The organism is Acidovorax sp. sic0104, assembly GCF_019219095.1.
In the GTDB taxonomy this organism is placed as follows: Bacteria; Pseudomonadota; Gammaproteobacteria; order Burkholderiales; family Burkholderiaceae_C; genus Acidovorax.
The window spans coordinates 1-26462 of sequence record NZ_JAHUWH010000012.1 but is presented as its reverse complement, the minus strand read 5'-3'; the positions used below and the strand labels follow the sequence as shown (position 1 = coordinate 26462).

The following is a 26462-nucleotide window of genomic DNA, read 5'->3' as shown; positions in this document are numbered from 1 at the left end:
ACACCCGCGCCGACCCCCCCGCGCCCATCCCCATGAACCGGACGGACGTACTCATCGCCATTGCAGAGATCGCACACACGGGCGGCGCCGCCACGCCCGAAGACGCCATCGCGCAACTGGCCATGATCATCGACGACCTGGAGCTGTCGCACGGCGGCGCCGAGCACGTGATGGAGATGCTGCTGCGCATCGCGGCCTGCCTGTGGAACCTGCAGCAGGAGCGCCTGCGGGTCTGATGTGGGTCGTCGGCTTGGTCGCCTGCATCGGGGTCTGCCGCAGGCGGGGGGCGGTCAACCAGTGGGCGTTTGCGGCTGCGGCCCGGTGGGCTCCAGTGAGGCGACCTGATTGCGGCCCCGGTGCTTGGCCAGGTACAGCGCCTGGTCCGCACGGTCCAGTGCATCGCGCAGGCTGCGGTCGGTGTGCCGGAAGGCTCCGAGACCCATGCTGGCGGTGATGCCGTAGGCCTGGCCGGTATCGTCGGTCAGCCGCAGCGCACAGATGCTGGCGAGGATGCGCGCCGCCACCTCCAGCCCTTCTTCGATGGCCGTGAGCGGCAGCAGCACGCCGAATTCCTCTCCACCCAGGCGTCCGACGACGTCGCTCGCGCGCAGCTGGCTCTTGACGGCCTGGGCGAACTCCACCAGCGCGCGGTCGCCCTCCAGGTGGCCGAAGCGGTCGTTGATGGACTTGAAGTGGTCCAGGTCCAGCATCAGCAGGGTGAGCGGCTCTCCGTTGCCCAGGGAGTGCGCGTACACCGACTCGGCGCATTCAAGGAATGCGCGGCGGTTGGCCATGCCGGTGAGCATGTCGGTGGTGGCCAGGCGCTGCAGTTCGCGCTCCAGGTTCTTGCGCTGTGTGACGTCGCGGTAGATCCCCTCCACGCCCGCGAAGTTGCCCGCAGGGTCGTACAGCGCGTGGCTGCTGATGGAGATGTCGATCACCTGCCCGTCGCGGCGCACCATCTGCCCGGGGAAGTCCGACACTTCGCCATGCGCGAGGATTGCGGCCTTGAACGCGTCGCGGTCGGAGCTGTGCGGATAGTAGGACTCGGCAGTGCGGCCTTCGATCTCGTGCGGCTCGTAGCCCAGCACGCGCCGCACACCAGGGCCTACCTGCTGCACCACGCCCTGGGCGTTGGTGCGGTAGTAAACGTCCTGCATGGTCTCGAACAGTCGACGGAAGTTCTGCTCGCTCTCGCGCAGCTCGGCCTCTATCTCGCTCTGGTGCGTCATGTCCATGCCAGTCATCAGCACTGCGGGCCCGCCGTGCCAGTCGATAGCGACACTGCTGACCAGCACCATGCGCAGGTGACCCTGCAGCGTGCGCACCCTGAACTCCGACGCCTTGTTGGGCCGCCCGGCCTGTTCCGCACCGGCAACCTCTTGTACGCGGCGGTGAGAGCGCCGCTGGTCCAGCGGGTGCACGAAGTGGGCCAGCATCTGCCCCCGCAGGCTGTCCGGCTCCGTAAACCCCAGCAGTTGCGCCCCTGCTGCATTCGCGAAGCGGACGACGCCGTTCTGGGTGACCAGTACCGCCGCCGGCAGTGCTTGCAGCAGGTCGATGTCGTGGGGCATGGATGTGGCAGTCACCAAACGTAATGCGCCATTGTGGCACCGGGGTTTTTGCCTGGAAATGGATTTGTGTCAGGGGCGCTACCATCACCCATGAGAAAAACTTTCCCCCTCCACGCCGAAGGCAAGAACCCCGACCGCATCCTGGACGCCGTCAAGCACGAAATCCGCAAGTACATCAAGCGCGAACGCCGCCGTGATCTGCCCCAAGGCGCCGACTACTGGGACTTCGACTGCCGCTTCGGCCGCACCCAGGAAACCGCCGAAGTGGTGCACCTTTCAGCGCTGACCGAGCGCATCAACGAAGTCGCTGCCGAGGGTGGCCCGCAGTTCTATGTGGAAATCCTGGCCAGGCCCGCCCAGCGCAAGGCGCGGCCTGCGGGTGCCGGACCCGAGGATGGCGACGACGGCGACGTGGGCGACGAGGCCTGAACCCCTACCCGGGTGCCCCTGTCTGCCCGGGGCACTTTTTCAAGCTTTGCCGGTATCGGGGCCTGCGCCCGGCGAGCCCGTGGATGCAGCGGCAGCTGCACGCAGTTTGTCTTTCTTGCTCGGGCGCTTGCCCTTGATGCCGCCGGTGCCAGCCGGTGATTGCACGTCCGGTACGGGGCCCTGGGCGGCCTCGCTGGGCTCGAAGCCTGCGATATGCTCGCGCGGCAGGCTCAGGTGCTGGCGCTTCTCGATCAGGCGGAAGTGCGCCTCGGCATCCGCCGTCACGAAGCTCACCGCAACACCGCTTTCCCCCGCGCGGCCCGTGCGGCCGATGCGGTGCACGTAGTCCACCGCTGAGCGCGGCAGGTCATAGTTGACCACGGCGGGCAGCTGCGCGATGTCGATGCCGCGTGCGGCCAGATCGGTGGTCACGACCACTTGCCACCGCTCGTCCTTGAACTCCTGCAGCACCTGGTTGCGGGCGCCCTGGCTCAGCCCGCCGTGGAAGGGCGAGGCGTAGATGCCGGCCTTGTAGAGCTTTTCGGCCACATGTTCAGCGGCGTACTGCGTGGCCACGAATACCAACACCCGGGACCATTCGTGCTGCTTGACCAGGTGGCGCAGCAGTTGCGTGCGCCGGCTGGCATCCACCGCGATGGCGCGCTGCTCGATGGCGGGCTCACTGCCCGGGGTGTGGGGCACCTCCACCCGCACGGGCGACTTCAACAACCCGTCGGCCAGCGCCTGGACGGCGTCCGGGAAGGTCGCGGAAAAGAACAGGTTCTGGCGCTGCGCGGGCAGCAGCGCCAGCACGCGCTGCAGCTCGTCGGCAAATCCCAGGTCCAGCAGGCGGTCGGCTTCGTCCAGCACCAGGTGCGCCACGGCGGACAGTCGCAGCGCGTTGTGCTCCACCAGGTCCAGCAGGCGCCCGGGCGTGGCCACCACGATGTCGGCGCCGCCGCGCAGGCCGATCATCTGGGGGTTGATGGACACGCCACCAAACACGATGGCCACCTTCAGCGGCTGCTGCAGGTGCTGGGCCAGGCTGCGCAGCACCTCGCCCACCTGTGCGGCCAGCTCGCGCGTGGGCACCAGCACCAGGGCGCGCACGCGGCGGGGGCCGCCCGTGGCGCTCAGCTGGAGTTGCTGCAGCAGCGGCAGCGCAAATGCGGCCGTCTTGCCCGAGCCCGTCTGTGCGGCGCCCAGCACGTCTGAGCCCTGCAGGACGGCCGGGATGGCGGCGGCCTGGATGGGCGTGGGCACGGAGAACCCGAGCTGGTGGGCTGCGTGGACGAGGGCCGGGGACAGGCCGAGGGAAGCAAAGGGCATGGGCGGGAACGCGCAGGGCAGACGCACGGGCGGCGGGGCCGCTGGCGCTGCGTGGGTGACGGGAAGGCCCCATTGTCGCCGCAGTCGCGTTGCCGCGCCGCCTCACGGGTGGCCAGGGGTGCGCCGCGCACCGATAATCGGGCGCCTGCTTCCTCGCGTTCTTCCCGATTGCTTCCATGGCCCTGACCCTCGATCCGTCCAACATCACCCACGGCATCCAGCTCGCGGTAGCCCCCGTGTTCCTGCTCACGGCCGTGTCCGGCATGATCGGCGCCGTGGCCGGCCGCCTGGCGCGCATCATCGACCGCGCCCGCGTGGTGGAAGACCGCGCACGCGCCAACACGGAGCCCGAGTTCCTGGCCCGCGCCTACAAGGAGCTGGCCGACCTGCGGCTGCGCGGGCGGCTGGCCAACGGCTGCATCGGGCTGCTGACCTTCTGCGCCTTCCTCATCGGTATCACCATCATCCTGCTGTTCCTGGGCGAGACGACCAACTTCCAGTCCAACCGGCTGGCGGTGGCGGGGTTCCTGGCGGGGGTGGCGTCGTTCTTGCTGGCACTGGTGTGCTTTCTCACCGAAACGCTGCTGGCCACGCGCCTGCTGGACTTCCACATGCTGCAAAACGAAGTGGAGCACAAGCGATGAAGTCCTTTGCCGACCTGGGCGGGCTGGTCTATTCCACCGACGCGGGCCGCATGTGCCCCGGCTGCCGCCAGCCCGTGGCGCAGTGCACCTGCCAGCAGAACAAGCCGCTGCCCGCTGGCGACGGTATCGTGCGCGTTTCGCGCGAGACCAAGGGCCGCGGCGGCAAGGCCGTGACGCTGGTCAAGGGTGTGCTGGTGGACGCGGCCGCGCTCGATCAGCTAGGCAAACAGCTCAAGGCTGCCTGCGGCAGCGGCGGCACGGTGAAGGATGGCGTCATCGAAGTGCAGGGCGATCACGTGGAGCGCGTGATGGCCGCGCTGCAGAAGCTGGGCCACAAGGTCAAGCGGGCGGGCGGCTGATGCAGCACGCCATCGACCCCGACAGGCTGCAGCGCCTGGTCAGCATGCCGATGCCCTATGGCAAACACAAGGGCACGCTCCTGGCCGACCTGCCGGGCAACTACCTGAACTGGTTTGCACGCGAGGGCTTTCCCAAGGGCGAGCTGGGTCAGTTGCTGGCGCTGATGCATGAGATCGACCACAACGGCCTGTCCGACCTGCTCACGCCGTTGCGCGCCGCAGCAACAGTGCGCCCCGGTCGGTAGCCGCAACGCCCGGGCCGCCGCCATAATCGCTCGGACCACACCAACAACTCCGAGGGAATGCACATGAAGGGCAATATCGCTGCGATCGTTCTGGTCGTGCTGGGCGTGTTTTTTCTGCTGACCAACCTGGGGCTCATCAGCATCAGCCTGCGCGAATTGCTGCGCGTGTGGTGGCCCGTGGCGCTGATTGCCGTGGGCGTGGCGCTGTTCTTCACGCCGGGCTCGAAGAAGGACAAGTAGGCGCTCTCAGCCGCGAAGGTGTCCGTGGCCGCCGTCGTCCGGGGCGGTCTCGAAAGGCGGCGCTTCGCCGAAGTAGCCTCTGAACAGGTTGCGCGCAATCCCGTGTGCCGCCAACTGCAGCTGCAGGGCGGCTTCGGGCGTGAAAAGCGCGCTGGTGTGCTGTTGCCACAGGCGCACCCAGGCCGCGAAGTGCGCCGGGGTGACGCCTTCCAGCACCATGTGCTTGCCGAACACGTCTCCCTTGAAGCTGCGCGTGCCCAGTGCCACCGTGCTCCAGAAGTCCACCAGCCGCTGCAGGTGGGCGTCCCAGTGGCCGTGCAGGGCCTTCTCGAACACCGGCCCGAGCAGCGGGTCGGCGCGCACGTCGGCATAGAAGCCGTGCACCAGCCGCGTGATGCTGTCGGGGCTGGGCACGGCGGTGGGCGCAGCAGGGGTAGATGGTGTGCGCGGCATGGCGGCAGTGTGCCCTGTCAGCTGCACGCACAGCCTGATGAGCCGCAACCCTGCGACGCGGCAGCTCCGCCTTCGAAGGCCGGGAACAGCACATTGTTCTCCAGATGGATGTGGCTGATCAGGTCGTCGTTCAGCTGTGCGATGCCGGCGTAGAGCGCGCGCCAGGTGTTGCAGGCGCCCAGCGGCGGGGTGGCGTCATGGGTGATCGCATTGAGCTTGTCGAGCGCTGCGCCGTGGTCCACGTGCTCGGCGCGCATCATGCTGATGGGCTGCGCCACGAAGGGGTTGCCGCCGGCCTTCATCAGGGGGAACAGGACCTGCTCTTCCTTGCGCATGTGCGAGAGCAGCTCCTCATGCATGTCTTCCAGCAGGTCGGCCAGGCCGGCGGGCACGTCGGGGCTGTCGCGGTGTACGGCCTCCACGCGGCGGGCCATGCGGATCAGCTCGGGCAGCTGGGCGCGGTGCACCTCGTGGTAGCGCGCCAGGATGTGGTCGATCAGCGCGCTGGGCGAGGTGGCTTCGGGTGCGGCGTCGCTGCGCTGCAGGGCTGCCAGCTCGGCCAGCACGGCCGACACATCGAGGCCCCTGTCGGCTGCAGCCTGTGCCAGCGGCACCTGGCCGCCGCAGCAGAAATCAAGCTTGAGCCGACGGAATACGGCCGTGGCGCCCGGCAACTGCACGGCGATCTGGCCGATCTGCTGGTCTGCGCTTGGCACGAACGTGGCGGTGGGGGCGATGTCCAGATGGTCTGCACGGGCGTTCATGGTGGTCCTTTTTAAAGATTCATTTGTTGTGAATATTTTATCCAATAAAATTCAGCCGCTATGTATCTTTTGATTGACCTGGGGCAAATTCCATGCGCCTGACCCAATGGACCGACTACACGCTGCGCGTGCTGATGTACTGCGCTGCCACCGAGGGGCGCGAGCAGCCGGTGACCATCGTCGAGGTGGCCGAGGGCTATGGCATATCACGCAGCCACTTGATGAAGATCGTGCAGCAGCTCAGCGCCCAGGGCCTGCTGGAGACCACGCGCGGGCGCGGCGGCGGCATGCGGCTGATGCGCCCGGCGTCCGAGATCAACATCGGCGCCGTGGTGCGCGCCACCGAGACGGATTTCAACCTGGTGGAGTGCTTCGACCCCGAGACCAACCGCTGCCGCCTGAGCAGCCACTGCCGCTTGAAAGGCGTGCTCGGGCGCGCCATGCAGGCCTATCTGGCAGAGCTGGACCGGGTGACCCTGGCGGACCTGATGGTGGGCCAGGCGCCCGCCACGGGCGCGGGGTCGGTGTCCACCGTGGCCGCGCCGCGCGCCGGCACGGCGCGGCGTGCGGCGCAGCTGGTGGCAGGGCTGCCGCTGCCGTACCTCGAATGAAAATCCTTGCGGTCGCTTGCCTGTATTGATCTGTTGCTATGAAAATTGAAGCGTTGGCGGTCGATCACGCTGCGCCGGTGAAGGCCTGCCGGTAGCGCGCCGGGGTCAGCCCCACATGGCGCGCGAACTCCCGCGTGAAGTGCGGCTGGTCCGCAAAGCCGCAGGCAAACCCGATCTCGGCCAGGCCGTGGTGGCCCTGCAGCAGCCACTGCGCGGCCGCGCGGGCGCGGGCTTCGGTCACGATGCTGCGGCAGCTCAGGCCACTGCCTGACAAGGCCCGCTGCAGGCTGCGGCGCGCCAGCCCCGCGTGCCGTGCCAGCGCGTCCACGGTGTGCGGGGCCGCCGGGTCATGCAGCACATGGCGGGCAAGCTGGTGCGCCAGGGCGGGCCAGGGCAGGGCGTCGCACAGGCCGGAGGTGGCTTGTTGGAACCCAGGGCGGTGCGGCATGGCAAGGCTCGGGCTTTGGCGGGTGGCGTGCCAGCGCAGCGTCCAATTCCCGGCGCTGCCATTGGCCATGGGCTGCGCCAGCGATGCGGTCAGCGCGGAATCCGCGTCGAACCCTGCGGGTGTGTCGGCCTGCCATCGCAGGGTGCCGGCGCCGGTCCACTCGACGCTCAGGCCTTGCACCCCCAATATGCGCCCGGTGCCCAGCAACACGCCCAGAACGGCCAGGCTTTCGGTGGGCTGGGGCGGCTCGGGAATACCGGCACGTGCGTGGTGGCGCAGCGCCATGTGGCGCGGCCCCAGGTCCAGCACGCTGACCTGGTGGCGAGAATGCACATACCGCTCCAACCGTTGCCAGCGGGCCAGCAGCGCGGGCATGTCCGCCGCGCCGATCAATGCCCGGTGAACAGGGTCGCCCTGCAGCAGGTCCACCCGCCCGGCCAGCCGCAACAGCATGGCCGGCCCCCCGTGCTGCAGGATGGCCTGCACCACGGCGCGTTTGCAGGCCAGGGGCACGTGGCTGCCCTGCGGGCCGTCGCGCCAGGCGTCAAGCCCGGGAGGCGGCGCCAGGCCGTGCGGGTGCAGGGCGCGCACCAGCAGGCGGACCATGGCGGCGCTGGCAAAGTCTTGCATCGGGCGGATTGTGTCCCAGTCCTTGTGGTCAGCGCGTCACGGGTGGAGCGGACAGCGCGGCCTGTATGTCCGCACTGCGCACAGGCAGGCGGGTGAAGCGCGTGCCGGTGGCATCGCGCAGCGCGTTGGCCAGCGCTCCGGCACCGGCGACCATGGCGGTTTCGCCCGCGCCGGTCGGGGCCTCGCGGCTTTCCACCAGGTGCACGTGCAGCGGCGGCACGTCCCCCATGCGCGGCAGTGGGTAGTCGGCGAATGTGGCGGCGGCCACGCCCGAGCGTGCCACCGGCACCTGCTCGTGCAGCACCATGCCAAGGCACCACACGAGGTTGCCTTCGGTCTGCGCGCGCACGCCGTCGGGCTGCAATACCAGCCCGCAGTCGTGGGCGCACCACAGGGCCGTCACGCGCACCCGGCCAGTGGCGCGGTGGACCTCAACGTCGGCCACCGCGGCGGCATAGCTCACGCCTTTGTAGATGCCGCCTGCGATGCCGCGCCCGCGCAGGGTGGTGTCGTCGCTGCGGGGCCGGTCGCTCCAGCGCGACTGGTGGGCGACCTGGGTGAGCACACTGGCCAGCCGCGTGTCGGTGCAGTGGCGCAGGCGCCAGGCCAGCGGGTCGGCGCCCGCCAGGCGCGCGCATTCGTCCATGGCGCTTTCCACCGCCAGGGTGTTGGGGCCCGCGCCCAGGCCGCGCCAGGGGCCGGTGTGCACGGGCAGCCGGCTGGCGGTGAACTCGATGCGCTGGCGGGGCACGTCGTAGGGCAATTGCGCGCCGCGCGCCACGCCGCTGTCGCCCACCAGGTCGGCCAGGTTCTGCATCCACACCGGCATGGCCGCAGGCGTGAACAGGATGTGGCTGCTCGCAAAGGCGTGCCACCAGTGGGTCACGCGGCCGTCCTGCACACGGGCGCGGATGCGGTGGCTGGAGGGCGGGCGCTGGAAGCCCTGGGCAAATTCCTGCGCGCGGCTCCACTGCACCTTGACCGGGGCGCCTGCCGCCTGCGCGAGCACGGCGGCCTCCAGCTCCACGGTGCACAGCGTGCGCCCGCCGAACCCCCCGCCCACGCGGCAGGCCTGTACGGTGATGCGTTCCGCATCCAGGCCGAACTGGCGGGCGAGCACGTCGCGGATGTAGAACATGTCCTGCGTGCCCGCCCACACCTGCAGGGTGGGGCCGGCGCTGTCCGTGGCGGTCCAACGGGCGGTGGCACTGCGCGGCTCGATGGGGGCGTGGGCGGCCAGCGGGATGTCCATGCGCAGGTCCAGTGTCCAGGGTGCGCCTGCGGTTCCATCATCCGCGATGCTGTCCTTGCGCAAGGTGTGCTGCAAGCCCCCACGCTGCAGATGCCGGTCGATGTCGATGCGCTCGTCGACGTGGGCTTGCTCGAAGGCTCCGTCCACCTGCCACTGCACGGCCAGCGCCGCCTCGATGCGGTCAAGCGCTGCGGGCGTTCGCGCGACGATACCCAGGCCCAGGCTGTTCATCTGCTGCAGCAGCGCGCTCTGCACCACCATCACGCAGGCTGGGTCCGCACGCGCTGCGGCCTCGTCGAAGGCGGCAGGGCGCGATGGCAGCTCGGCCGATACCGGGGCGCGCAGCACGCGGCCATAGAGCATGCCCGGCGGCCCTGGCAGGCGGGTGTCGCTCGCGAACAGGGGCTGGCCCGTGACGATGGCCTGCAGTTGGCCGGGGGCGGGTGGCTGCGGTGGGCCGGTGCGCGGCTGCAGGCTGCGCAGTGCGCTGGCCGGAATGTCGCGCGCGGCGAGCGTGCCGCTGGCCTGCCCATGGGCCAGGGCTTCGCGCAGCGTCGCGCATGCGCGTGCCAGGGGCAGGGCAAAGTCCTGCACGCTGGCGCTGCCGACCGTGGCACGCACGCGGGCGATGTCGCTGGTGGCGGGCAGGCGCAGGTGCACGTCGGCGGGCGGCACGCCCAGCTCGGCGGCGGCCAGGCCCTGCAGTGCTGCACTGACCTGCTGGCCCATCTCGGTGCTGGGCAGCCACAGGGTGTAGCGGCCGTCCTCGTGCCTTATCCAGCCCAGCGCATCGTCGGCGGTAGAGGTGGGGCGCTTGGGGATCACCGGCACCAGCGAGCACCCGGCGAGCGTGACCGTGAGCACCCCTGCGCCCGCGGCGGCAAGAAACCGGCGCCGCCGCATCATGGCGCCACCTTGCCCGCCGCCTGATGGATGGCGGCGCGCACGCGGTGCTGCGTGCCGCAGCGGCACAGGTGGCCCGCCATGGCGGCATCGATCTGCGCGTCGGTGGGGCGGGGCGTGGCGCGCAGCAGGGCCACCGTGCCCATCATCTGGCCACTCTGGCAGTAGCCGCACTGCGGAACGCGCCTATCCAGCCAGGCTTGCTGCACCGGATGCAGGGTGCCATCGGCAGCAGCCAGCCCCTCCACCGTGGTGACGGCCGCGCCGGCCGGCAGCGCCCGGGCGGTGAGCAGGCAGGCGCGCTGAGCGGTGCCGTCCACGAGCACGGTGCAGGCGCCGCACTGGCCCACGCCGCAGCCAAAGCGGGTGCCCACCAGGCCCAGGGGCTCGCGCAGCAGCCACAGAAGCGGCTCGTCTTCCCAGCCGGGGGGGACGGCGTGGGGCTGTTGATTGATGGTGATATGCATCCGGCGCTCCTGTGGCATGTGGTGCGCACAGTGTCCGGATGCGGCGGGAGACGGTCTTGAAGATCCGCGCCAGGTTGGTGGCGCGTTTTCTTAGATGAAAATGCCTGCAGCGCTTATGTGGCAAGCGTCATTTGCTATGTTTAATGTAGCAATCCGGGGTATGGATACCCCGGGGAGGCTGCGTTACTTCAGCACTTCCAGCAGGCGGTCGAGCCCGCCCTGGTTGATGGCCACCTTGGCCTGCGCGCGCACGGCGGGCTTGGCGTGGTAGGCCACCGACAGCCCGGCCACGCCCATCATGGGCAGGTCGTTGGCGCCGTCGCCCACCGCAATGGCCTGCGAAGGCGCAATGCCCATGAGCGAGGCCACCTCCAGCAGGGTGCGGCGCTTCTCGGCGCCGTCGCAGATGTCGCCCCAGGGCTGGTCCACCATGCGGCCGGTGAGCAGGCCGCCGTCCACCTCCAGCATGTTGGAGCGGGCGAAGTCGATGCCAAGGCCCGCCTTCACGCGGTCGGCAAAGAAGGTGAAGCCGCCGGAGACCAGCAGCGTGGTCAGGCCCGCAGCCTTGGCGGCGGTGATGAGTTCCTTGGCGCCGGGGTTGAAGCGCAGGCGTTCGGTGAACACCTGCTCCATGTGCTGCACCGTCACGCCCTTGAGCAGGGCCACGCGTTGGCGCAGGCTTTCCTTGTAGTCGGTGATGACGCCCTGCATCGCCGCCTCGGTGATGGCGGCCACTTCGGCCTTGCGGCCTGCGGCGTCTGCGATCTCGTCCACACACTCGATGTTGATGAGGGTGGAGTCCATGTCGAAGGCGATGAGCTTGTACGCCGACAGGGACAGCGGCGGCTCGATGCCCTGAACGACGAGGCCGGGGGCGAATTCGGTGGGATGGGTCATGGCTTGCAAAAAAGGAGGTTCTGGGCGTGGCCGCAAACCCGCAATGGTATCGCCCACGCCCAAGCCCCCAGGAGACGGGGCACGCGGTGCTTGCGCAACGCTGGGCGAGCGCATGGACACCGTGTGTTCGGTGCCCTGGTGTGGAGCTCACTGCTTCGGCGGGGCTGTTGAAATAGTCGCTCCAGGCGGCATGTTTGTCGGGTAGCCTTGGCTGCGGCCCTTGCGGGCTGGCCACTACCCACAGACGGAACCCGATGAAGACCATTGACGAAATGCTGAACCTGGATCTGCTGACCCCCGAGCAGCATGGAGAGATCAGCGCTTGGATCGCTCGCTCGGCCTCCCCCGAGGAGATCCTTCAAATGCCCGCGCCTCTGTGGCAGGCCGTGGAGCGTGCCAGCCGGGTGATGGGTATCGACGAAGACCTGTTGCGCCCTCCGGCCCTGGATGCGGGCAGCCTGGCGCTGGGTTGACGGGGCGGCAGCCCTCACTCGGCGGCCTGGGCCATAGTGAGGAAGGAAGCCCAGGAAACGATTCCGAAACTTCGAGCGCAGCGCTCCACCTCGAGCGACAAGGCGAAGAGGAAAAAGTGAATGCGCGCGCGGTGCGGGGAGTGCGCCCCGCTTGCCCTACTGCGGCACCAGCCCCGCAGCTTTCACCAGGTCTGCATGGATCCTGATCTCCTGTGTGATCGCATCCTTGAGCTGCTGGCTGCTGCCGGGCGCCACCTCCATGCCGCTGGCAGCCAGCTTGCTCCGGATGTCGGCATCGGCCAGGGCGGCGTGTGCGGCGCGCTGCAACTTGTCGATGACGGGTTGGGGCGTCTTGGCGGGTGCCAGCAGGCCCACCCAGGCCGAGAGGTTCATTTCGGGAGCGCCGGCTTCGACCATCGTGGGTGTCTGGGGCAGTGTGCCCGTGCGCTGTGCGGCCATCAGCCCCAAGGCGTGCAGCTTGCCCGACTGGATGTGCGGCAGCGCCTCGGGCAGCACGGCAAACAGCATGTCCACCGTGCCAGCCAGGGCGTCGTTGATGGCCGGGGCCCCGCCCTTGTAGGGCACGTGCAGCAGGTCGGTCCGGGTGCGGGTGGTGAACATCAGGCCGGCCAGGTGCTGGGGGCTGCCATCGCCCGACGAGGCGTAGGTGAGCTTGCCCGGTGCGGCCTTGGCGGCCGCGATCACGGAGGCCACGGTGGGAAACTTCTGCTTGTCCTTGACCACCAGCACCATGGGCTGGTTCACGAACTTGGTGACGGGCACGAAGTCGGCCTCGGGGTCGTAGGGCAGGGTCTTGAAGATGCTCTTGTTCGTGGTCAGGAACGATGCCGGCGAGACCATGAGCGTGTAGCCATCCGGCGCAGCGCGCGAGACCAGCGGCGTGCCGATCTGGCCCGATGCGCCGGCCTTGTTGTCCACCACGAACGGCTGCCCCAGCTCGGCCGCCATCTTTTGCGTGACCACGCGGGCGATCATGTCGGCGCTGCCCCCGGCGGGCAGGGCCACGATGACCTTGACGGGACGGTCGGGGTAGCTGCCCTGCGCCCAGGCAGAGGCGGCAGAACACAGCGCAAGAAAGGTGCCGGCAAGGGCCGGTATGAGACGCCAAAATTGCATGGAACAGCTCCCAAAGGTGGACGGACGGGCCAGTAGCGGCAGGCAGCACGCGTGGCCGGGTAGCGGTATGCCGCGTGCCCCGGGGCTCAAGCAATTCCTGCACCACACGCGCTTCGCGGGCCGGGATGCGGCGTCTTTCAGCCCTTGAGTGCTTCTCTTTTCATAGCGCTTGCGTCCGTTGGCAAGACGCTTCAGCTCGTTTCCTGGTGCAGGTAGAGTTCATCCGACCAAGTGGCAAGCCATTCGGGCTTGAACGCCACGAACACCGCGCACAGCATGCCGGTGACCACCGCGTCACCCCAGGCCATCAGCCATCGAGCCACCAGCGAAAGCTGCTCGCCTACGCCCGGCAGCGTGTGGCCGCTGCACTGCGACAGCGTGCCCGCCAGGAACAGGCACAGCGCAGTGCCCAGAAAACCCCGGCCCAGCACGTACACGAATGCGCGCACGCCGGCCAGCGCCTGAAAGCTGGCCAGGCGGCGCAGCACCACGCCCAGCAGCAGCGCGAGCGTGGACGGCACCACGCCCTGCCACACGGCAATGCCCAGCGCCTCCTGCCAGCCCAGCCCAGGCGAGACCAGCGCCGCAATGGCGCCCACCGCCAGCAACGTGGGCACTGCCAGCGGCCAGCCCAGCATGAGCAGCACCAGGCACGCGCCCGACCACTGCAGTTGCAGCGGCATGCGGTGCAGGGTGGGCAGGGCCCAGGCCCACGGCAGCAGGACGAGGGTGGCCAGCAGGGGCGTCCACAGTGCGGCGGCGGCTCCGTGCCGCTCCTGTGCCAGCGGCTTGCGGCTGGCCAGCAGCCGCCAGGGGCGTGCGGCCAGCGCGGCGGCAAGAGCGATCAGGGCCAGGACGGCTTCCATGGAGATTGCTATATTTTTAATAGCTTACGGCGCATGTTGGATAAGCGTTGCAAGCTGATTTGATGCATGCCGGAACGCCCGGAGCCGCTACGCCACCACCGGCTGCCCCAGCGAGCGCAGCACATCGCGCACCATCTGCGCGCGGTCCTTGGGGTCCTTGAGCTCGCGCTCGATGCGCAGCTTCTCGTTGCCCGCGAGCTTGATGTGTTTGTTCTTCTGGATCAGCTCGATGATGCGCATCGGGTCGATGGGCGGCTGGGGCTTGAAGGTGATGTGGATGACGCCGGGGGCGGCATCGACCTTCACCACGCCGTAGGGCTGGCTCAGCACGCGCAGGCGGTGCACGTCGATGAGGGTCTGGGCCTGCGGCGGCAGTTTGCCGAAGCGGTCCACGATCTCTTCAAGCAGGCCGTCGATCTGGTCGGGGGTTTTGGCCGTGGCCAGCTTCTTGTAGAACGACAGGCGCAGGTGCACGTCGCCGCAGTAGTCGTCGGGCAGCAGGGCGGGGGCGTGCAGGTTGATGTCGGTGGTGACGCTCAGCGGGCTCAGCAGGTCCGGCTCCTTGCCGGCCTTGAGCGATTTGACGGCCTCGTTCAGCATCTCGTTGTACAGCTGAAAGCCCACCTCCAGCATGTTGCCGCTCTGGTTCTCGCCCAGCACCTCGCCGGCACCGCGGATCTCCAGGTCGTGCATGGCCAGGTAGAAGCCGCTGCCCAGTTCCTCCATCTGCTGGATGGCGTCCAGGCGCTGCGCGGCCTGTTTGGTCAGGCCCTCGGTGTCGGGCACCATGAGGTAGGCATACGCCTGGTGGTGGCTGCGGCCCACGCGCCCGCGCAGCTGGTGCAGCTGCGCCAGGCCGAACTTGTCGGCGCGGCTCATGATGATGGTGTTGGCCGTGGGCACGTCGATGCCGGTCTCGATGATGGTCGAGCACAGGAGGATGTTGTAGCGCTGGGCCACGAAGTCCCGCATCACGCGCTCCAGTTCGCGCTCGGGCATCTGGCCGTGCGCCACGGCGATGCGGGCCTCGGGCAGTATCTCTTCGAGCTTCTGGCGGCGGTTCTCGATGGTCTCCACCTCGTTGTGCAGGAAGTAGATCTGCCCGCCGCGCTTCAATTCGCGCAGCACCGCCTCGCGGATCACGCCCGTGCCTTCGTTGCGCACGAAGGTCTTGATTGCCAGGCGCCGCTGCGGTGCGGTGGCAATGACGCTGAGGTCGCGCAGCCCTTCGAGCGCCATGCCCAGCGTGCGCGGGATGGGGGTTGCGGTGAGGGTGAGCACGTCCACCTCGGCGCGCAGGGCCTTCATCTGCTCCTTGTGGCGCACGCCGAAGCGGTGCTCCTCGTCGATGATCAAGAGGCCCAGGTTGTGGAACTTGGTGGATTCGGAGAGCAGCTTGTGCGTGCCCACCACGATGTCCACCGTGCCGTCGCCGATGCCCTTGATGGCCGAGGTGATCTCCTTGCCCGAGCGAAAGCGCGAGACCTCGGCCACCTTCACAGGCCACTTGCTGAAACGGTCCACCAGCGTCTGGTAGTGCTGCTCGGCCAGCAGCGTGGTGGGCGCGAGGAAGGCCACCTGCTTGCCGCCCGTGACGGCCACGAAGGCCGCGCGCAAGGCGACCTCGGTCTTGCCGAAGCCCACGTCACCACAGACCAGGCGGTCCATGGGGCGGGGGCTGATCATGTCCTGGATGACGGCGTGGATGGCGGCGTTCTGGTCGGCTGTTTCGTCAAAGCCGAAGTCGTTGGCAAAGGTCTCGTAGTCCTGCGGGCTGTAGCGGAAGGCATGGCCTTCGCGCGCGGCGCGCCGGGCGTAGATGTTGAGCAGCTCCGCCGCGCTGTCGCGCACCTGCTCGGCGGCCTTGCGCTTGGCCTTTTCCCACTGGCCGCTGCCGAGCTTGTGCAGCGGCGCCTCGTCGGCGCTCACACCGGTGTAGCGGCTAATCAGCTGCAACTGGCTCACGGGCACATACAGCACGGCCTTGTCGGCGTATTCCAGGTGCAGGAACTCCTGCATGGCGGGCGTGCCGTCGGGGTTCTTGTTGCCCACGTCCATGTTGATGAGGCCACGGTAGCGGCCGATGCCGTGGGCGCTGTGCACCACGGGGTCGCCCACGTTGAGCTCGGCAAGGTCCTTGATCAGCGCCTCGACATCGCTCACCTGCTCCTGCTTCTTGCGCCGGCGCGTGGTGGGGCCGGCGGCAAACAGCTCGGTCTCGGTGACGAAGTCGATGCCGTCCTCGATCCAGCTGAAGCCCACGGTGAGGCCGGCGGTGGCGATGCCCACCTTTTCGTCGGCCGTGCCCTGGAACTCGGCCAGCGAGTCGAAGGCGGGCGGGTTCACGCCGCTGGCGCGCAGAAAGTCGAGCAGGCTCTCGCGCCGGCCATCGCTTTCGGCCAGCAGCAGCACGCGGTGCTGGGTGTTGCGGATGTGGGCGTGCAGGCGCGCCAGCGGATCTTCGGCGCCGCGCACCACCGACAGGTCGCCCAGCTTCTGGAAGTGGGGGTTGTCATCCACATCCTCCACGCCGGGGCGGATGGACAGCTGGGCATGCTCCTTGGAGCGGGTGTAGAACTGGTCGGCCGACAGGAACAGCGCTTCTGGTGGCAGCGCGGGGCGTTCGGGGTCGCCCTGCACCAGGCGGAAGCGGTCTTTCGTGTCCTGCCAGAAGCGCTGGAAGGCGGGCTCCAGGTCGCCGTGCAGCACCACCGTGGCCTCGCCGCCCAGGTAGTCGAACACCGTGGCCGTGTCGTCGAAGAACAGCGGCAGGTAGTACTCGATGCCCGCCGTGGCCACGCCCGCGCCCATGTCCTTGTAGATGCGGCTCTTGGTCGGGTCGCCCTCCAGCATCTCGCGCCAGCGGCTGCGGAATTTGGCCCGCGCCTCGTCGTCCATGGGGAACTCGCGGCCGGGCAAGAGGCGCACCTCGGGCACGGGGTACAGGCTGCGCTGGCTGTCGGGGTCGAAGGTGCGGATGCTGTCGATCTCGTCGTCGAACAGATCCACCCGGAAGGGCACCAGCGAACCCATGGGGAACAGGTCGATCAGCCCGCCGCGCACCGCGTACTCGCCCGGGCTCACCACCTGGGATACATGGCTGTAGCCGGCCAGCGTGAGCTGGGCCTTGAACTTCGCCTCGTCGAGCTTTTGCTTGACCTTGAAGTGGAAGGTGTAGCCCGCCAGGAAGGATGGCGGCGCCAGGCGGTACAACGCCGTGGTGGCGGGCACCAGCACCACATCGGCGCCGGTGTCCTTGTCCTTCTGGCTGATGCGCCACAGCGTGGCCAGGCGCTCGCTGATCAGGTCCTGGTGCGGCGAGAAGGTGTCATACGGCAGCGTCTCCCAGTCGGGGAACAGCGCGCAACGCAGCGTGGGCGCAAAAAAGGCCATTTCCTCGATGAGGCGCTGCGCGTCGGTGGCGTCGGCCGTGACGATGGCGGTGGTGCGGCCGGCGGCTTTGTCACGTTCGGCCAGGCGTGCCAGCAGCAGCGAATCGGCGCTGCCCACGGGGCGGGGCAGGGTGAAGCGTTTTCCGGGGGAGAGTTTGGGCAGTTCCATGCGGGACGGTAGGGGGCGTCGGTGGGCCCGCCGCATCCCGCCCGTGCGGCGCGCACGTGGGCTGGTTCGGGGGCAACGGGGCATTCTAGGGCGTGTCGCGCCACCGTGCCGGTGTCTGGCGCCGCGCCGGCCCAGCCCTCCTAAAATGGCACCCTCATGACCATAGACCCGCTGCTGCAACCCTCGCTCGCCACGCCACACGCACCTGCCGCGGTGCCGGGGCGCTTGTGGGCGCTGGTGCCCTGCGCGGGCACGGGCTCGCGTGCGGTGGCCGCACCACCTTCCGCACCAGCCATCGCACCATCTACAGCATCCGGGGGCTCCACGGTCTCTGCCTTTGGTGCGCTGGCAGGGGCTGCGGGCGAGCCCCCACCACCGCCCCTGCCCAAGCAGTACCACCTGGTGGCGGGCCACCCCATGGTGATGCACACCCTGGCTGCGTTTGCGGGCGTCGGCCGCCTGGCCGGCACGCTGGTGGCCGTGGCGCCTGGCGACCACTTTCTGGACGCCCATGTGCATCCGTCGTTTTTTGTGGTCGGCTGCGGCGGCCCCACGCGTGCGGCCACGGTGCAGGGCGGGCTCAAGGCGCTGCAGGAGCGCGGTGCGCAGAAGGATGACTGGGTGCTGGTGCACGATGCCGCGCGCTGCCTGGTCACGGCCGAGCAGATCGACCGGCTCATCGATGTCTGCGCACACGACAGCGTGGGCGGACTGCTGGCGCACCAGCTGGCGGACACGCTCAAGACCTCCATCGACGGCCCTGGCGGCGTGCGCGTGGCTTCCACGGTGGACCGCAGCAACAAATGGCTGGCGCAGACTCCGCAGATGTTTCGCATCGGCCCGCTGCTCGATGCCCTGGCCAAGGTGGGCACCAACGTGACCGATGAGGCCAGCGCCATGGAGGCCATGGGCCTGCATCCGCGCCTGGTCCCCGGAGGTGCGCAGAACTTCAAGGTGACCTACCCCGACGACTTTGCGCTGGCCGAGGCCGTGCTGGCCCAGCGCGGCCACGGCACCACGCTGGCGCGCTTTGGCGGGGAGCGCGGCCACGGAGTGATTGAGACGGGGCGCAAGACGATTTTTTGAAGCGAGAGCCCGTTCATTCAGCGGCGTGGGCCGCAGATGGGTCCATGAACCGTGAACTGCTCGGACAAAGGGTAAAGATGAATTTCAGGATTGGAGAAGGGTGGGACGTGCACGCGCTGGTGCCGGGCCGCCCCCTGGTGATCGGCGGTGTGACCATCCCGCACACCATGGGGCTGCTGGGCCATTCGGACGCTGATGTGCTGCTGCACGCGATCACCGACGCCATTCTGGGGGCGGCGGGGCTGGGCGACATCGGCACCCATTTCCCGGACACCGACGCACAGTTCCGCGGCGCCGACTCGGCGGTGCTTCTGGCGGAAGCCGCGCGCCGTGTGCGCGCTGCGGGCTACACGATTGGCAATGTGGACAGCACCGTAGTGGCCCAGGCCCCGCGCCTGGCTGCGCACATACCGGGCATGCGCGAATGCATTGCCAGCGCGCTTGAAGTGGAGCCCGGCCAGGTCAATGTCAAGGCCAAGACCGCAGAGCGCCTGGGGCCCGTGGGCCAGGGGCTGGCGATGGAGGCGCGGGCCGCAGCGTTGATCTACAAGGCCTGAGGCGCCGCACTCTACCGTGCGCCGGGAGCGGCACGGCGAGTTGCTTCACGTGCTTTCATGCGGATATTCAATACCCGGTACCGTTCGGGCTGAGCCAATCAAAGCCTCGCGCAGCGCTTGGACAGACTCAGCGTGAACAGTTCCTGCTTTCGAAAAAAGCAAGGGGTATCAGGCGCTTTCGCGTTCGACGATGGAAAAGCCGATGTCCACCACAGGATTGGTGACGGCCTTGCCATTGGCGCGGTCGGCAATCAGCTGGGCTGCCGTCTGTCCCATGCGCGTGCCGTCGATGCGTACGGTGGTCAGGCTGGGGCTCACCGTCTGGGCGAAATCGATATCGCCAAAGCCCACTACGGCCAACCGGCCGGGCACGGCAATGCCGCGCACGCGCGCCTCGGTCAGCACGCCCAGCGCCAGCATGTCGGAACTGCAGAACACTGCGTCGATGTCCGATGCGTCAGCCAGCAGCGCGCCCAGGCCATCGCGGCCGTCTGCGTGCGTGGTGGGCGACTTGCCCAGCCGCACTGCGGGCTCGCGCAGGCCCAGGCGTGCCGCCGCGGCCTGGAAGCCGCGCGCGCGGCGGGCGGCGCGTTCGTCTCCCCCACTGAGCAGCGCGAGGTGCCGCCGCCCCTGGGCGACCAGGTGCTCGCACACGGCTGCTCCCAGTTCTTCATGCCGCAGGCCCACCAGCATGTCGATGGGGGTGTCGGTGAAGTCCCAGGTCTCCACGATGGGAATGCCCGACGCCGTGAGCATCCGGCGCCCCTCTGGGGAGTGCATGACGCCTGTGATCACGATGCCGTCCGGCCGGCGGCCGACGATGGCGCGCAGCAATTCGTCCTCGCGCGAGTGCGCGTAGCCCACCTGGCCCACCATGACCTGAAAGCCTCGCAGCTCCAGCCCGTCGGTGAGTGCCTGCACCATCTCGCCGAACAGCGGGCCGGTGAGTGTAGGCACCAGAGCGGTGACCACGTGGCTGCGGGCCGACCGCAGCCCCCCCGCGACGAGATTGGGCACGTAGCCCATGCTGGAGACGGCTTCCTGTACGCGCGCCCGCGTCGCTTCCGACACCTGGTGCGGAGCGTTGATGGCACGCGAGACGGTGATCATGGACACGCGCGCCCGCTCGGCCACTTCGCGCAGTGTGACGGCAGGGCGGTCGCGGGCCGTGGGGGCAGGGGAGGTGGATTCAGCGTCCATGCCTTCGAGTCTAGCGACTGGAGCGGCGGATACTCCACCTATTGCTCGGGAGCGCGAGCAGGGCCTGCGTGGGTCGCCATTTTCTGGACGATCACCTGGAATGGTTGGCCATTGGCAGCGAGGGCGCGCATGCGTGTTTGTCTGTGAGCAGTCCAGCAAGCATGAAGGCGTGAAGGCGGCACAATCGATGCCGGCAGCGCCGCACTGCTGAGCGCAGCCGCCGACAAAGCGGTATGCATCGCGTCACCTGAAAACATCGGCCTTGTGGCAACCGCGAATCCGAGTTATTCAGGACATCCTCAAGAGGAAGAATGAACCAGGAATATCAAAGCAACAGCTTGACTTGGCTGGGAAGTGGCCTTCGTACTACCAGTGGCCGTGGTGGCGATGTGCTTGATTTGCGTGAGCACAATCTCTCGGTCATTCTGGCTTACCTGCGTGAACACGGCCCCAGTCCCCGGTCCGATATCGCACAAGGATGTGGCCTGGCGAAATCGTCCCTCACAGTCCAGCTCACGGAGCTTCTTCAGCTGGGCTACATACGGGAAACGGTCTCGGATCCCACGCATGTTGTAGGGCGCCCCGTCAAGCTGGTGAGCCTGGATGGGTCGCACATGGTTTGCGCGGGTGTCAGCGTCGACGTCGATGAGGTCTCCATCCGGATGAGTACCCTCGATGGGGCACCCTACTACACGAGCGTTCACACGGCGGACTTCAGATATCAACGCACCAGTGAAATGATCGCGACAGTTTTGTCGGTGATCACTGAGGCCGCATCCAAGGTGGATCCATCCAAGGTTCTGGCTGCGATCGAGATTGCCGTGCCTGGGTCGGTTGCGAGGGACGCAGGCACGGTGGGGTGGGCTTTTCCCATCGGTTGGCGCGATGTGCCGATATGTGGATTGGTTGCGTCCGCATTGCACGCCTTGGGGCGCCCACTGCCCGTGATCGGCGTGGACAACAACATGAATTTTTCGGGGCTTTTGGCTGCGCGAAACCCCGCCTTGTCCATGGGAAACTCGTCCGCAGCCTATCTGGCAGCAGTCCGCGGAGTGGGGGGGGGCATCCTTTTTGGACGCAATGTTTTCCGTGGTTCACACGGTGGTGCCGCTGAGTTTGGCCATATCCCGGTTGAACGTGGTGGTCGCATCTGTCGCTGTGGTCGCACGGGATGTCTCGAAACCAGAATCGGTCTTGAATCGCTCATCTTGGATTCAGGCCTCGCCACGAGTCCAGATGCTGCAGCAGAAAGAGCTTTTTCGGACCCGGCAGGTGTCGTGTCGTGTCTCAAAGAAGCCGCCGCCAATGGAGACCCGAGGGTGCTCGAATCGTTGAGAGAAGCGGGTCATTTTCTCGGATCGGCTGTTGATTCGACAATGAGCATTTTGAATCCGGACATGATTTTGCTGGACGGCTATCTCAGCACATTGCAGGAATACCTGCTTCCGGAGCTCACGAGGCGGGTGGAAGCCGTAACGCACTACCTTTCGTTTCGGTCAACCAAGATCATTGCAATCGAGCCCACCGAGGCAGCTGTGGCTCTCGGTGCGCTGGCAGGTGCCATCGATCAGTGCCTGTTGCATCCGTTGCAGATGTCCGAAAGGCTAGGGCTTAAGCACAAAAAATGAGCCAAACAGATAGGGAAAGCACCAGGATTCTATTAATACTAGGTTGGTAATAATTAAATTCCGATCAGGCTTGGCACGTTTCCGTCAGGCCGATCGGAATCAATTCTTCGCCAACTTAAAGGTGTTCAGATGAAAGATTTCCGAGCTGTCCGCGCGCTTGTCGCTGCTTTGGCAATTGTCGGGTCCGTGGTGGGTGCTCCTGCGAACGCAGGCGATCTGAAGATATCGTTTGCTGCCTTTGCAGGGCCGGATGCCCCGTTCTGGAAAATCATGTATTCAGGCGCAGCACAAGCCGCCAAAGATTTGGATGTGCAGCTGGATTGGGCCTATCCAGATAAGTTCACTGTAGGCAACTACAACCAGAAACTACAGCAAATCATTGCATCCAAACCAGATGGCATTGTGATCATGGATATCGAAGCAGGGCAAGTTGCCATTGCTAAACAGGCGAAGGCATCCGGTATCGTTGTTGTTGCAAACCCTTCGCCACCCAAGGGGCAACTGGAGATTCGTCCGGCCGACGATCCCTACGTAAACCGGATTGGTGCGGCTGAATATGCTGGCGGTCAAGCACTTGGAAAGTTGCTGCTCAGCAAGGGATTGAAGTCCGCAGCGCTTTGCGTAATCCAGGAAAACGGCAACGACTCACTGGTGCAGCGCTGCAATGGTGTCAAAGACGCTCTCAAGGCCGTCAATGTCACGATGGATGTGCAATTCACACCGAACAACGACGGCAGTTCATCTGCGGCCAAAACACTTGTATCCAACTATTTGCGCGCTCATCCAGAGACGGGCGCAGTCGTGACGCTTGGCGGATTGTTGAATGTTGGATCCACGCAGGCAATCAACGAACTGAAGGCCCAGGACAAGGTGATGGCGGCCGGGTTTGATCTGGACCCAGATACGCTTGCCGCTATCAAGCAAGGCCGACTGGTTGCCGTGGTGGATCAGCAACCCTGGTGGCGCGGTTATATGTCGGTGCTGGCGCTGGTCCACTACAAGCGCTATGGCCTCAGCCAAGCCAATTACTTTCTGACGGGTCCGAGTCTGGTAACGAAAGACAATGTGGACCAAATCCTCGCATTGTCCGCAAAAAATATTCGTTGAAATTTGACCTCGGAGTTGCCAGTCATGGTACCCGTGACTGGTGGCTTACACCGCATCCTGCGAGAAAATATATGACCAACCCACTGAATACACTCAGTATATTTGGCGCTTTTCGGGCCATGGCCCTGCGTCCTGAGGCGGCGCCTGCTGCCGGACTGGTTTTTATTCTCATCTTGATAAGTTTTCTGGCTCCGAATCTCTTTTGGTCAAATTTGACATGGGTGAGTATCAGCGACCAGATGTCTCAATTGGGGATGGTCGCTATCGGGGTCACTTTGTTACTGATCGTTGGTCACTTTGATCTGTCAGTGGGGGCTGTTTTCGGTATTGCAGGATTTCTGGTTGTTGATTCCGTGAAGATGGGGCATCCATGGTGGCTGGCATTGCTCTTGCCGCTGTGTGTATCTGCGGTCGCGGGGTTGGTGAACGGAGTGATCGTCACTTCGACGGGGCTTCATTCTTTTATCGTAACGCTGGGAACGGCGTTGATTTTTCGTGGATTGTTGACGGCTGGGACCCAAGGGGGCGGTGCTCAGACTGCCGAGTTCCCAGAAGAACTCGTCCGCCTTTTTGCCTACGAGTTGCCAGGGGGATTTCACATTGGAATCGTCTGGTATGCGGCTGTGGCACTTTTCACCACCCTACTGCTGGTGCGAACGCAAACCGGAAATTGGTTCTATGCGATTGGCCAAAATCCACAAGGTGCAGCAAATATGGGAGTGCCGGTAAAGAGAACAACGATCATCTGCTTCGTTTCAACCTCAGTACTCGCTGGACTGGGAGGGATCATACAAGCTGTCCAATATCAAGCCGTGGACACGGCAGGTGGTCAAGGTTATGAACTCAATGCACTTGCGATTGCTGTAATTGGCGGAGCATTGCTGACGGGTGGATATGGAAGCATAGTTGGCACAGTCATCGGGTCCCTGGTTTTTGCGGCCACGCAAGTCGGGTTGATTCTGGCTCGTGTTCCGGGATTCTGGTTCAACGTGGTAGTAGGGGTGGTTCTGGTTGTGGCTGTCTTGATCAATACGTGGTCAATCAAACGATTGGCCTCCGCAAAGGCGCCGGCGCCAAAAAGAATCAAGGCTCTTGCAGAAGAGCGGAGTGTGAGCGTATGAGCGCCGTTATGTCGCGTGACTCCAGCAGCGCGCCAGTGGTGGAGCTTGAAAACGTGTCGAAGTGGTATGGGCCCACGCAGGTCTTAAAGAGTATCAATCTACAGGCAAATGCCGGAAAAGTATTGGTGATACTGGGAGACAACGGTGCCGGAAAATCGACATTGGTAAAAATACTGTCGGGTGTAGAGAGGATCAGTGAGGGGAACTACCTCTTTAAGGGCAGCCGCATTGAGATGCGGAGTCCGCGAATTGCTCGCGAACTTGGTATTGCCACTGTTTTCCAGGATCTGGCGATCTGTCCGATGCTTTCGATTGCACGCAACATCGTACTTGGCAATGAACCAAAGCGACGTGTTGGCCCGCTGACTTTCTTGGATATGCCAGAAGCGCGTAGACAAGCTCGCGCGGCGCTCAGCCAGCTTGGCGTGAACATATCTCGTGACGAAACGGAACTGGCCGCACGGCTGTCGGGTGGGGAGCGCCAATCTGTCGCCATTGCACGCGCAGTTCACTTCGGTGCGTCGTGTTTGATGCTGGATGAGCCCACCTCCGCATTGGCGGTGCGTCAGGCGGGAAAAGTGCTGGACAGCATTGCCGTAGCCCGAGACAGGGGGCAGGCGGTCATCATGATCACCCACAATTTCAATCATGCGATGGAGATAGCGGATCAGATCGTCATCGTGAGGCAGGGTGAAATCGTCAGTCGCATGAAGCCCGCTGAGACCTCCATTACAGAAATTTCACGCTTTGTATCGGGTTCCTGATGTACCAAGACACCATATCCAAAGAATCACAGCTCAGTCATCTGCTGGAGCGTGTGGAGATTCATGCGGCTGATGACACTTCGAAATTGCGCCCTGCTGTTCTTGTGTTACCCGGCGGTGCGTATGGTCGTCACGCTCCTCATGAGGGCGTTGATTACGCCAAGTGGCTCAATTCCCTGGGGTTCCATGCTTTTGTCTTTGCCTATGCGGTAGCGCCGCATAAATACCCCACTGCGCTTGTCGAGGCCCAGGCGGTTTTGAATTGGATCGCTGCTGGAGAGCACGGGTTGCCGGTGAACCCTGAATGCATTGGGGTCATGGGATCCTCTGCGGGAGGGCATCTGGCTGCAATGCTCTCTAGCGTGGACCCGGTCCATGGGGCGGCTACGGCGAATCTGCGTCCTGCATTTCAGGTGCTGTGCTATCCGTTGATTTCGTTTGAATCCGATGTTCACATGGAGAGCCTGGATAACCTCATCGGGAGAGATGCTCCGTTGGACGTGCGGCGCGCGGTCTCAGTGGACGCCAATGCAAGCGGGCATACTGCTTCGACCTTTATCTGGACGACTGCTGATGATGCATCCGTGCATGCTGCACATGCCTTGCGATACACCGAGGCATTGGCGCGAAAAGCAGTTGATGTCGAGTTGCACGTGTTTCCGAACGGCGAGCATGGATTGGGCCTTGCCCCAGGAAACCCTGCCGTCCGCGAGTGGGTTGCACTCTGCGAACGATGGCTGCAGCGTGTTGCAGTTGTGCCCGCTCTTTCATAGGCTTGCCACGTGGCCTTCTTGCGAATGCAGTGGAGGAATCTTTATTCGAAGGCTCTGCCCGGCATGAGCGATTGGGGCTGTGGTAAGTGATGGGGTGTATGCAGGGAACAATATCTGCGTTGGCGTGCTGAAGCGACTGCGGGCCAAGGCAGCGGACAGTGTCATGGCGGCCACCAGTTTTTTGATGCCGAGACAGGCGTCACTTCAGGGGGCGGCTCGCATCAGGCTTTGACAGCTTGAGGAGGGGCGCGTATGCCCAGCCACGGCGGGAGTCGTTGAAGCCCGCAGACTCAGCGAGATACTCATGCTATGAGTAGGTATTAACCACAATGCCGTCCAGAATTGTTAACGTTAACATTCTGGCATCACGCTGCTTGCAGGAGCAGTTCAGAGGTAGTGGCCAAGGCGATGGTGGGCTGAAGCACTATGTTGTATGACATCTGCAGCGCGAGCCGCCGCCTTCACTGCGTTTTGTGCACTTTCAAGATTTTTTCCCCATCGGACTCACATGAACCCGCAAGAACTCAAATCCATCATGGGCTCCGGCCTGCTGTCGTTCCCCATCACGGACTTCGACGAGCAGGGTGAATTCCGCCCCAAGACCTACATCGAGCGCCTCGAATGGCTCGCCCCCTACGGCGCCAGCGCCCTGTTCGCCGCCGGCGGCACCGGCGAGTACTTCTCCCTCTGCGGCCCCGAGTACAGCCAGGTCGTCAAGACCGCCGTGGACACCTGCCGTGGCAAGGTGCCCATCATCGCCGGCGCCGGCGGCCCCACCCGCACCGCCATCGCCCATGCCCAGGAAGCCGAGCGCCTGGGCGCCCACGGCATCCTGCTCTTGCCCCACTACCTGACCGAAGCCGGCCAGGAGGGCCTCATCGAGCACGTCGCCCAGGTCTGCAACAGCGTCAAATTCGGCGTCATCGTCTACAACCGCGACCGCA

The 26462-nt window shown here is 65.7% G+C and carries 28 protein-coding genes; 16 read left to right on the top strand and 12 right to left on the bottom strand.

Features of this window, described 5'->3' with window-relative positions:
- Positions 1-32 precede the first annotated feature (32 nt).
- On the top strand, positions 33-236 hold the full coding sequence (locus KW835_RS18495) for a hypothetical protein (RefSeq protein ID WP_218385111.1): 204 nt from the start codon (positions 33-35) through the stop codon (positions 234-236).
- A 54-nt stretch (positions 237-290) separates the two neighbouring features.
- Here KW835_RS18495 and KW835_RS18490 read toward each other — a convergent pair whose 3' ends face one another.
- Positions 291-1574 (bottom strand): sensor domain-containing diguanylate cyclase, encoded by a 1284-nt coding sequence (locus KW835_RS18490; RefSeq protein ID WP_218385110.1) that lies wholly within the window; start codon positions 1572-1574, stop codon positions 291-293.
- Between the two features lie 90 nt (positions 1575-1664).
- On the opposite strand from KW835_RS18490, the gene KW835_RS18485 reads away from it, so the two are divergent.
- Complete coding sequence (locus KW835_RS18485; protein WP_218385109.1) at positions 1665-2003, top strand: DUF6172 family protein; 339 nt, start codon at positions 1665-1667, stop codon at positions 2001-2003.
- 39 nt (positions 2004-2042) lie between these two features.
- On the opposite strand, the gene KW835_RS18480 is transcribed toward KW835_RS18485, so the two are convergent.
- Complete coding sequence (locus tag KW835_RS18480; RefSeq protein WP_218385107.1) at positions 2043-3332, bottom strand: DEAD/DEAH box helicase; 1290 nt, start codon at positions 3330-3332, stop codon at positions 2043-2045.
- Positions 3333-3508: 176 nt separating this feature from the next.
- Here KW835_RS18480 and KW835_RS18475 point away from each other — a divergent pair, with 176 nt between their 5' ends.
- The 4 genes from KW835_RS18475 to KW835_RS18460 all read left to right on the top strand — a co-directional run bounded on the left by KW835_RS18475 (position 3509) and on the right by KW835_RS18460 (position 4820).
- Positions 3509-3976, top strand: coding sequence for a DUF2721 domain-containing protein (locus tag KW835_RS18475; protein WP_056169461.1), 468 nt, complete (start codon positions 3509-3511; stop codon positions 3974-3976).
- Positions 3973-4335, top strand: a complete 363-nt coding sequence (locus KW835_RS18470) for a translation initiation factor Sui1 (protein WP_218385106.1) — start codon at positions 3973-3975, stop codon at positions 4333-4335. Before KW835_RS18475 ends, KW835_RS18470 begins: the two co-directional genes overlap by 4 nt.
- A gap of 11 nt (positions 4336-4346) precedes the next feature.
- Complete coding sequence (locus tag KW835_RS18465; RefSeq protein ID WP_218385335.1) at positions 4347-4580, top strand: DUF3820 family protein; 234 nt, start codon at positions 4347-4349, stop codon at positions 4578-4580.
- A gap of 63 nt (positions 4581-4643) precedes the next feature.
- Positions 4644-4820, top strand: coding sequence for a LiaI-LiaF-like domain-containing protein (locus tag KW835_RS18460; protein ID WP_218385104.1), 177 nt, complete (start codon positions 4644-4646; stop codon positions 4818-4820).
- A gap of 6 nt (positions 4821-4826) precedes the next feature.
- Here KW835_RS18460 and KW835_RS18455 read toward each other — a convergent pair whose 3' ends face one another.
- Both KW835_RS18455 and ytfE read right to left on the bottom strand, forming a co-directional pair.
- Positions 4827-5273, bottom strand: coding sequence for a group III truncated hemoglobin (locus tag KW835_RS18455; RefSeq protein ID WP_218385102.1), 447 nt, complete (start codon positions 5271-5273; stop codon positions 4827-4829).
- Between the two features lie 17 nt (positions 5274-5290).
- Positions 5291-6037, bottom strand: a complete 747-nt coding sequence (gene ytfE, locus KW835_RS18450) for an iron-sulfur cluster repair protein YtfE (protein WP_218385101.1) — start codon at positions 6035-6037, stop codon at positions 5291-5293.
- 92 nt (positions 6038-6129) lie between these two features.
- Here ytfE and KW835_RS18445 point away from each other — a divergent pair, with 92 nt between their 5' ends.
- Positions 6130-6648 carry an Rrf2 family transcriptional regulator gene (locus KW835_RS18445; RefSeq protein WP_218385099.1) on the top strand — a complete coding sequence of 173 codons (519 nt, stop codon included), beginning with the start codon at positions 6130-6132 and terminating at the stop codon, positions 6646-6648.
- A gap of 64 nt (positions 6649-6712) precedes the next feature.
- On the opposite strand, the gene KW835_RS18440 is transcribed toward KW835_RS18445, so the two are convergent.
- From KW835_RS18440 to serB, 4 genes are all read right to left on the bottom strand, one after another.
- Positions 6713-7726 carry a helix-turn-helix transcriptional regulator gene (locus KW835_RS18440; RefSeq protein WP_218385097.1) on the bottom strand — a complete coding sequence of 338 codons (1014 nt, stop codon included), beginning with the start codon at positions 7724-7726 and terminating at the stop codon, positions 6713-6715.
- Between the two features lie 28 nt (positions 7727-7754).
- Positions 7755-9884, bottom strand: coding sequence for a xanthine dehydrogenase family protein molybdopterin-binding subunit (locus tag KW835_RS18435; RefSeq protein ID WP_255593645.1), 2130 nt, complete (start codon positions 9882-9884; stop codon positions 7755-7757).
- On the bottom strand, positions 9881-10348 hold the full coding sequence (locus tag KW835_RS18430; protein WP_218385095.1) for a (2Fe-2S)-binding protein: 468 nt from the start codon (positions 10346-10348) through the stop codon (positions 9881-9883). The genes KW835_RS18435 and KW835_RS18430 overlap by 4 nt, the downstream gene beginning before the upstream one ends.
- Positions 10349-10531: 183 nt before the next feature.
- Positions 10532-11245, bottom strand: a complete 714-nt coding sequence (gene serB, locus KW835_RS18425; protein ID WP_218385093.1) for a phosphoserine phosphatase SerB — start codon at positions 11243-11245, stop codon at positions 10532-10534.
- Positions 11246-11499: 254 nt separating this feature from the next.
- Here serB and KW835_RS18420 point away from each other — a divergent pair, with 254 nt between their 5' ends.
- On the top strand, positions 11500-11718 hold the full coding sequence (locus KW835_RS18420) for a hypothetical protein (protein ID WP_218385091.1): 219 nt from the start codon (positions 11500-11502) through the stop codon (positions 11716-11718).
- Positions 11719-11874: 156 nt separating this feature from the next.
- Here KW835_RS18420 and KW835_RS18415 read toward each other — a convergent pair whose 3' ends face one another.
- The 3 genes from KW835_RS18415 to mfd form a co-directional block, all read right to left on the bottom strand.
- Positions 11875-12855, bottom strand: a complete 981-nt coding sequence (locus tag KW835_RS18415) for a tripartite tricarboxylate transporter substrate binding protein (protein WP_218385089.1) — start codon at positions 12853-12855, stop codon at positions 11875-11877.
- Positions 12856-13046: 191 nt separating this feature from the next.
- Entirely contained in the window at positions 13047-13727 is a 681-nt protein-coding gene (locus KW835_RS18410; RefSeq protein ID WP_218385332.1) for a hypothetical protein, read from the bottom strand.
- 81 nt (positions 13728-13808) lie between these two features.
- Complete coding sequence (mfd, locus tag KW835_RS18405; RefSeq protein ID WP_218385087.1) at positions 13809-17282, bottom strand: transcription-repair coupling factor; 3474 nt, start codon at positions 17280-17282, stop codon at positions 13809-13811.
- A 156-nt stretch (positions 17283-17438) separates the two neighbouring features.
- Here mfd and KW835_RS18400 point away from each other — a divergent pair, with 156 nt between their 5' ends.
- The gene (locus KW835_RS18400) at positions 17439-18368 is read left to right on the top strand and encodes a 2-C-methyl-D-erythritol 4-phosphate cytidylyltransferase (protein ID WP_218385085.1); all 930 of its coding nucleotides are present in this window, start codon (positions 17439-17441) and stop codon (positions 18366-18368) included.
- Positions 18369-18445: 77 nt separating this feature from the next.
- On the top strand, positions 18446-18925 hold the full coding sequence (gene ispF, locus KW835_RS18395; protein ID WP_218385330.1) for a 2-C-methyl-D-erythritol 2,4-cyclodiphosphate synthase: 480 nt from the start codon (positions 18446-18448) through the stop codon (positions 18923-18925).
- Between the two features lie 168 nt (positions 18926-19093).
- Here the strand turns inward: ispF and KW835_RS18390 are convergent, their stop codons facing one another.
- Positions 19094-20125, bottom strand: coding sequence for a LacI family DNA-binding transcriptional regulator (locus KW835_RS18390; RefSeq protein ID WP_218385078.1), 1032 nt, complete (start codon positions 20123-20125; stop codon positions 19094-19096).
- Between the two features lie 311 nt (positions 20126-20436).
- Between KW835_RS18390 and KW835_RS18385 the strand changes: the two genes are divergently transcribed.
- From KW835_RS18385 to KW835_RS18360, 6 genes are all read left to right on the top strand, one after another.
- Positions 20437-21753: an ROK family transcriptional regulator gene (locus KW835_RS18385; RefSeq protein ID WP_218385076.1), complete on the top strand. Its 1317-nt coding sequence runs from the start codon at positions 20437-20439 to the stop codon at positions 21751-21753.
- 129 nt (positions 21754-21882) lie between these two features.
- A complete protein-coding gene (locus KW835_RS18380; protein WP_218385074.1) occupies positions 21883-22860 on the top strand; it encodes a substrate-binding domain-containing protein in 978 nt (325 codons plus the stop codon).
- Positions 22861-22931: 71 nt separating this feature from the next.
- Positions 22932-23981 (top strand): ABC transporter permease, encoded by a 1050-nt coding sequence (locus KW835_RS18375; RefSeq protein ID WP_218385072.1) that lies wholly within the window; start codon positions 22932-22934, stop codon positions 23979-23981.
- 8 nt (positions 23982-23989) lie between these two features.
- Complete coding sequence (locus tag KW835_RS18370) at positions 23990-24745, top strand: ATP-binding cassette domain-containing protein (protein WP_218385071.1); 756 nt, start codon at positions 23990-23992, stop codon at positions 24743-24745.
- The gene (locus KW835_RS18365) at positions 24745-25518 is read left to right on the top strand and encodes an alpha/beta hydrolase (RefSeq protein ID WP_218385069.1); all 774 of its coding nucleotides are present in this window, start codon (positions 24745-24747) and stop codon (positions 25516-25518) included. Before KW835_RS18370 ends, KW835_RS18365 begins: the two co-directional genes overlap by 1 nt.
- Positions 25519-26026: 508 nt before the next feature.
- Positions 26027-26462 (top strand): dihydrodipicolinate synthase family protein (locus KW835_RS18360; protein ID WP_218385067.1); only part of this gene is annotated, 436 nt, incomplete at its 3' end.

Bases quoted from the DNA above. Each gene is read 5' to 3' on its own strand.
- serB (WP_218385093.1), bottom strand. From the start codon at position 11,245: ATGACCCATCCCACCGAATTCGCCCCCGGCCTCGTCGTTCAGGGCATC.
- KW835_RS18480 (WP_218385107.1), bottom strand. From the start codon at position 3,332: ATGCCCTTTGCTTCCCTCGGCCTGTCCCCGGCCCTCGTCCACGCAGCC.
- KW835_RS18365 (WP_218385069.1), top strand. From the start codon at position 24,745: ATGTACCAAGACACCATATCCAAAGAATCACAGCTCAGTCATCTGCTG.
- KW835_RS18390 (WP_218385078.1), bottom strand. From the start codon at position 20,125: ATGGACGCTGAATCCACCTCCCCTGCCCCCACGGCCCGCGACCGCCCT.
- KW835_RS18375 (WP_218385072.1), top strand. From the start codon at position 22,932: ATGACCAACCCACTGAATACACTCAGTATATTTGGCGCTTTTCGGGCC.
- KW835_RS18460 (WP_218385104.1), top strand. From the start codon at position 4,644: ATGAAGGGCAATATCGCTGCGATCGTTCTGGTCGTGCTGGGCGTGTTT.
- KW835_RS18475 (WP_056169461.1), top strand. From the start codon at position 3,509: ATGGCCCTGACCCTCGATCCGTCCAACATCACCCACGGCATCCAGCTC.
- KW835_RS18440 (WP_218385097.1), bottom strand. From the start codon at position 7,726: ATGCAAGACTTTGCCAGCGCCGCCATGGTCCGCCTGCTGGTGCGCGCC.
- ispF (WP_218385330.1), top strand. From the start codon at position 18,446: ATGAATTTCAGGATTGGAGAAGGGTGGGACGTGCACGCGCTGGTGCCG.
- ytfE (WP_218385101.1), bottom strand. From the start codon at position 6,037: ATGAACGCCCGTGCAGACCATCTGGACATCGCCCCCACCGCCACGTTC.
- KW835_RS18370 (WP_218385071.1), top strand. From the start codon at position 23,990: ATGTCGCGTGACTCCAGCAGCGCGCCAGTGGTGGAGCTTGAAAACGTG.
- KW835_RS18430 (WP_218385095.1), bottom strand. From the start codon at position 10,348: ATGCATATCACCATCAATCAACAGCCCCACGCCGTCCCCCCCGGCTGG.
- KW835_RS18415 (WP_218385089.1), bottom strand. From the start codon at position 12,855: ATGCAATTTTGGCGTCTCATACCGGCCCTTGCCGGCACCTTTCTTGCG.
- KW835_RS18445 (WP_218385099.1), top strand. From the start codon at position 6,130: ATGCGCCTGACCCAATGGACCGACTACACGCTGCGCGTGCTGATGTAC.
- KW835_RS18490 (WP_218385110.1), bottom strand. From the start codon at position 1,574: ATGCCCCACGACATCGACCTGCTGCAAGCACTGCCGGCGGCGGTACTG.
- KW835_RS18485 (WP_218385109.1), top strand. From the start codon at position 1,665: ATGAGAAAAACTTTCCCCCTCCACGCCGAAGGCAAGAACCCCGACCGC.
- KW835_RS18435 (WP_255593645.1), bottom strand. From the start codon at position 9,884: ATGATGCGGCGGCGCCGGTTTCTTGCCGCCGCGGGCGCAGGGGTGCTC.
- KW835_RS18495 (WP_218385111.1), top strand. From the start codon at position 33: ATGAACCGGACGGACGTACTCATCGCCATTGCAGAGATCGCACACACG.
- KW835_RS18470 (WP_218385106.1), top strand. From the start codon at position 3,973: ATGAAGTCCTTTGCCGACCTGGGCGGGCTGGTCTATTCCACCGACGCG.
- KW835_RS18380 (WP_218385074.1), top strand. From the start codon at position 21,883: ATGAAAGATTTCCGAGCTGTCCGCGCGCTTGTCGCTGCTTTGGCAATT.
- KW835_RS18455 (WP_218385102.1), bottom strand. From the start codon at position 5,273: ATGCCGCGCACACCATCTACCCCTGCTGCGCCCACCGCCGTGCCCAGC.
- mfd (WP_218385087.1), bottom strand. From the start codon at position 17,282: ATGGAACTGCCCAAACTCTCCCCCGGAAAACGCTTCACCCTGCCCCGC.
- KW835_RS18420 (WP_218385091.1), top strand. From the start codon at position 11,500: ATGAAGACCATTGACGAAATGCTGAACCTGGATCTGCTGACCCCCGAG.
- KW835_RS18385 (WP_218385076.1), top strand. From the start codon at position 20,437: ATGAACCAGGAATATCAAAGCAACAGCTTGACTTGGCTGGGAAGTGGC.
- KW835_RS18400 (WP_218385085.1), top strand. From the start codon at position 17,439: ATGACCATAGACCCGCTGCTGCAACCCTCGCTCGCCACGCCACACGCA.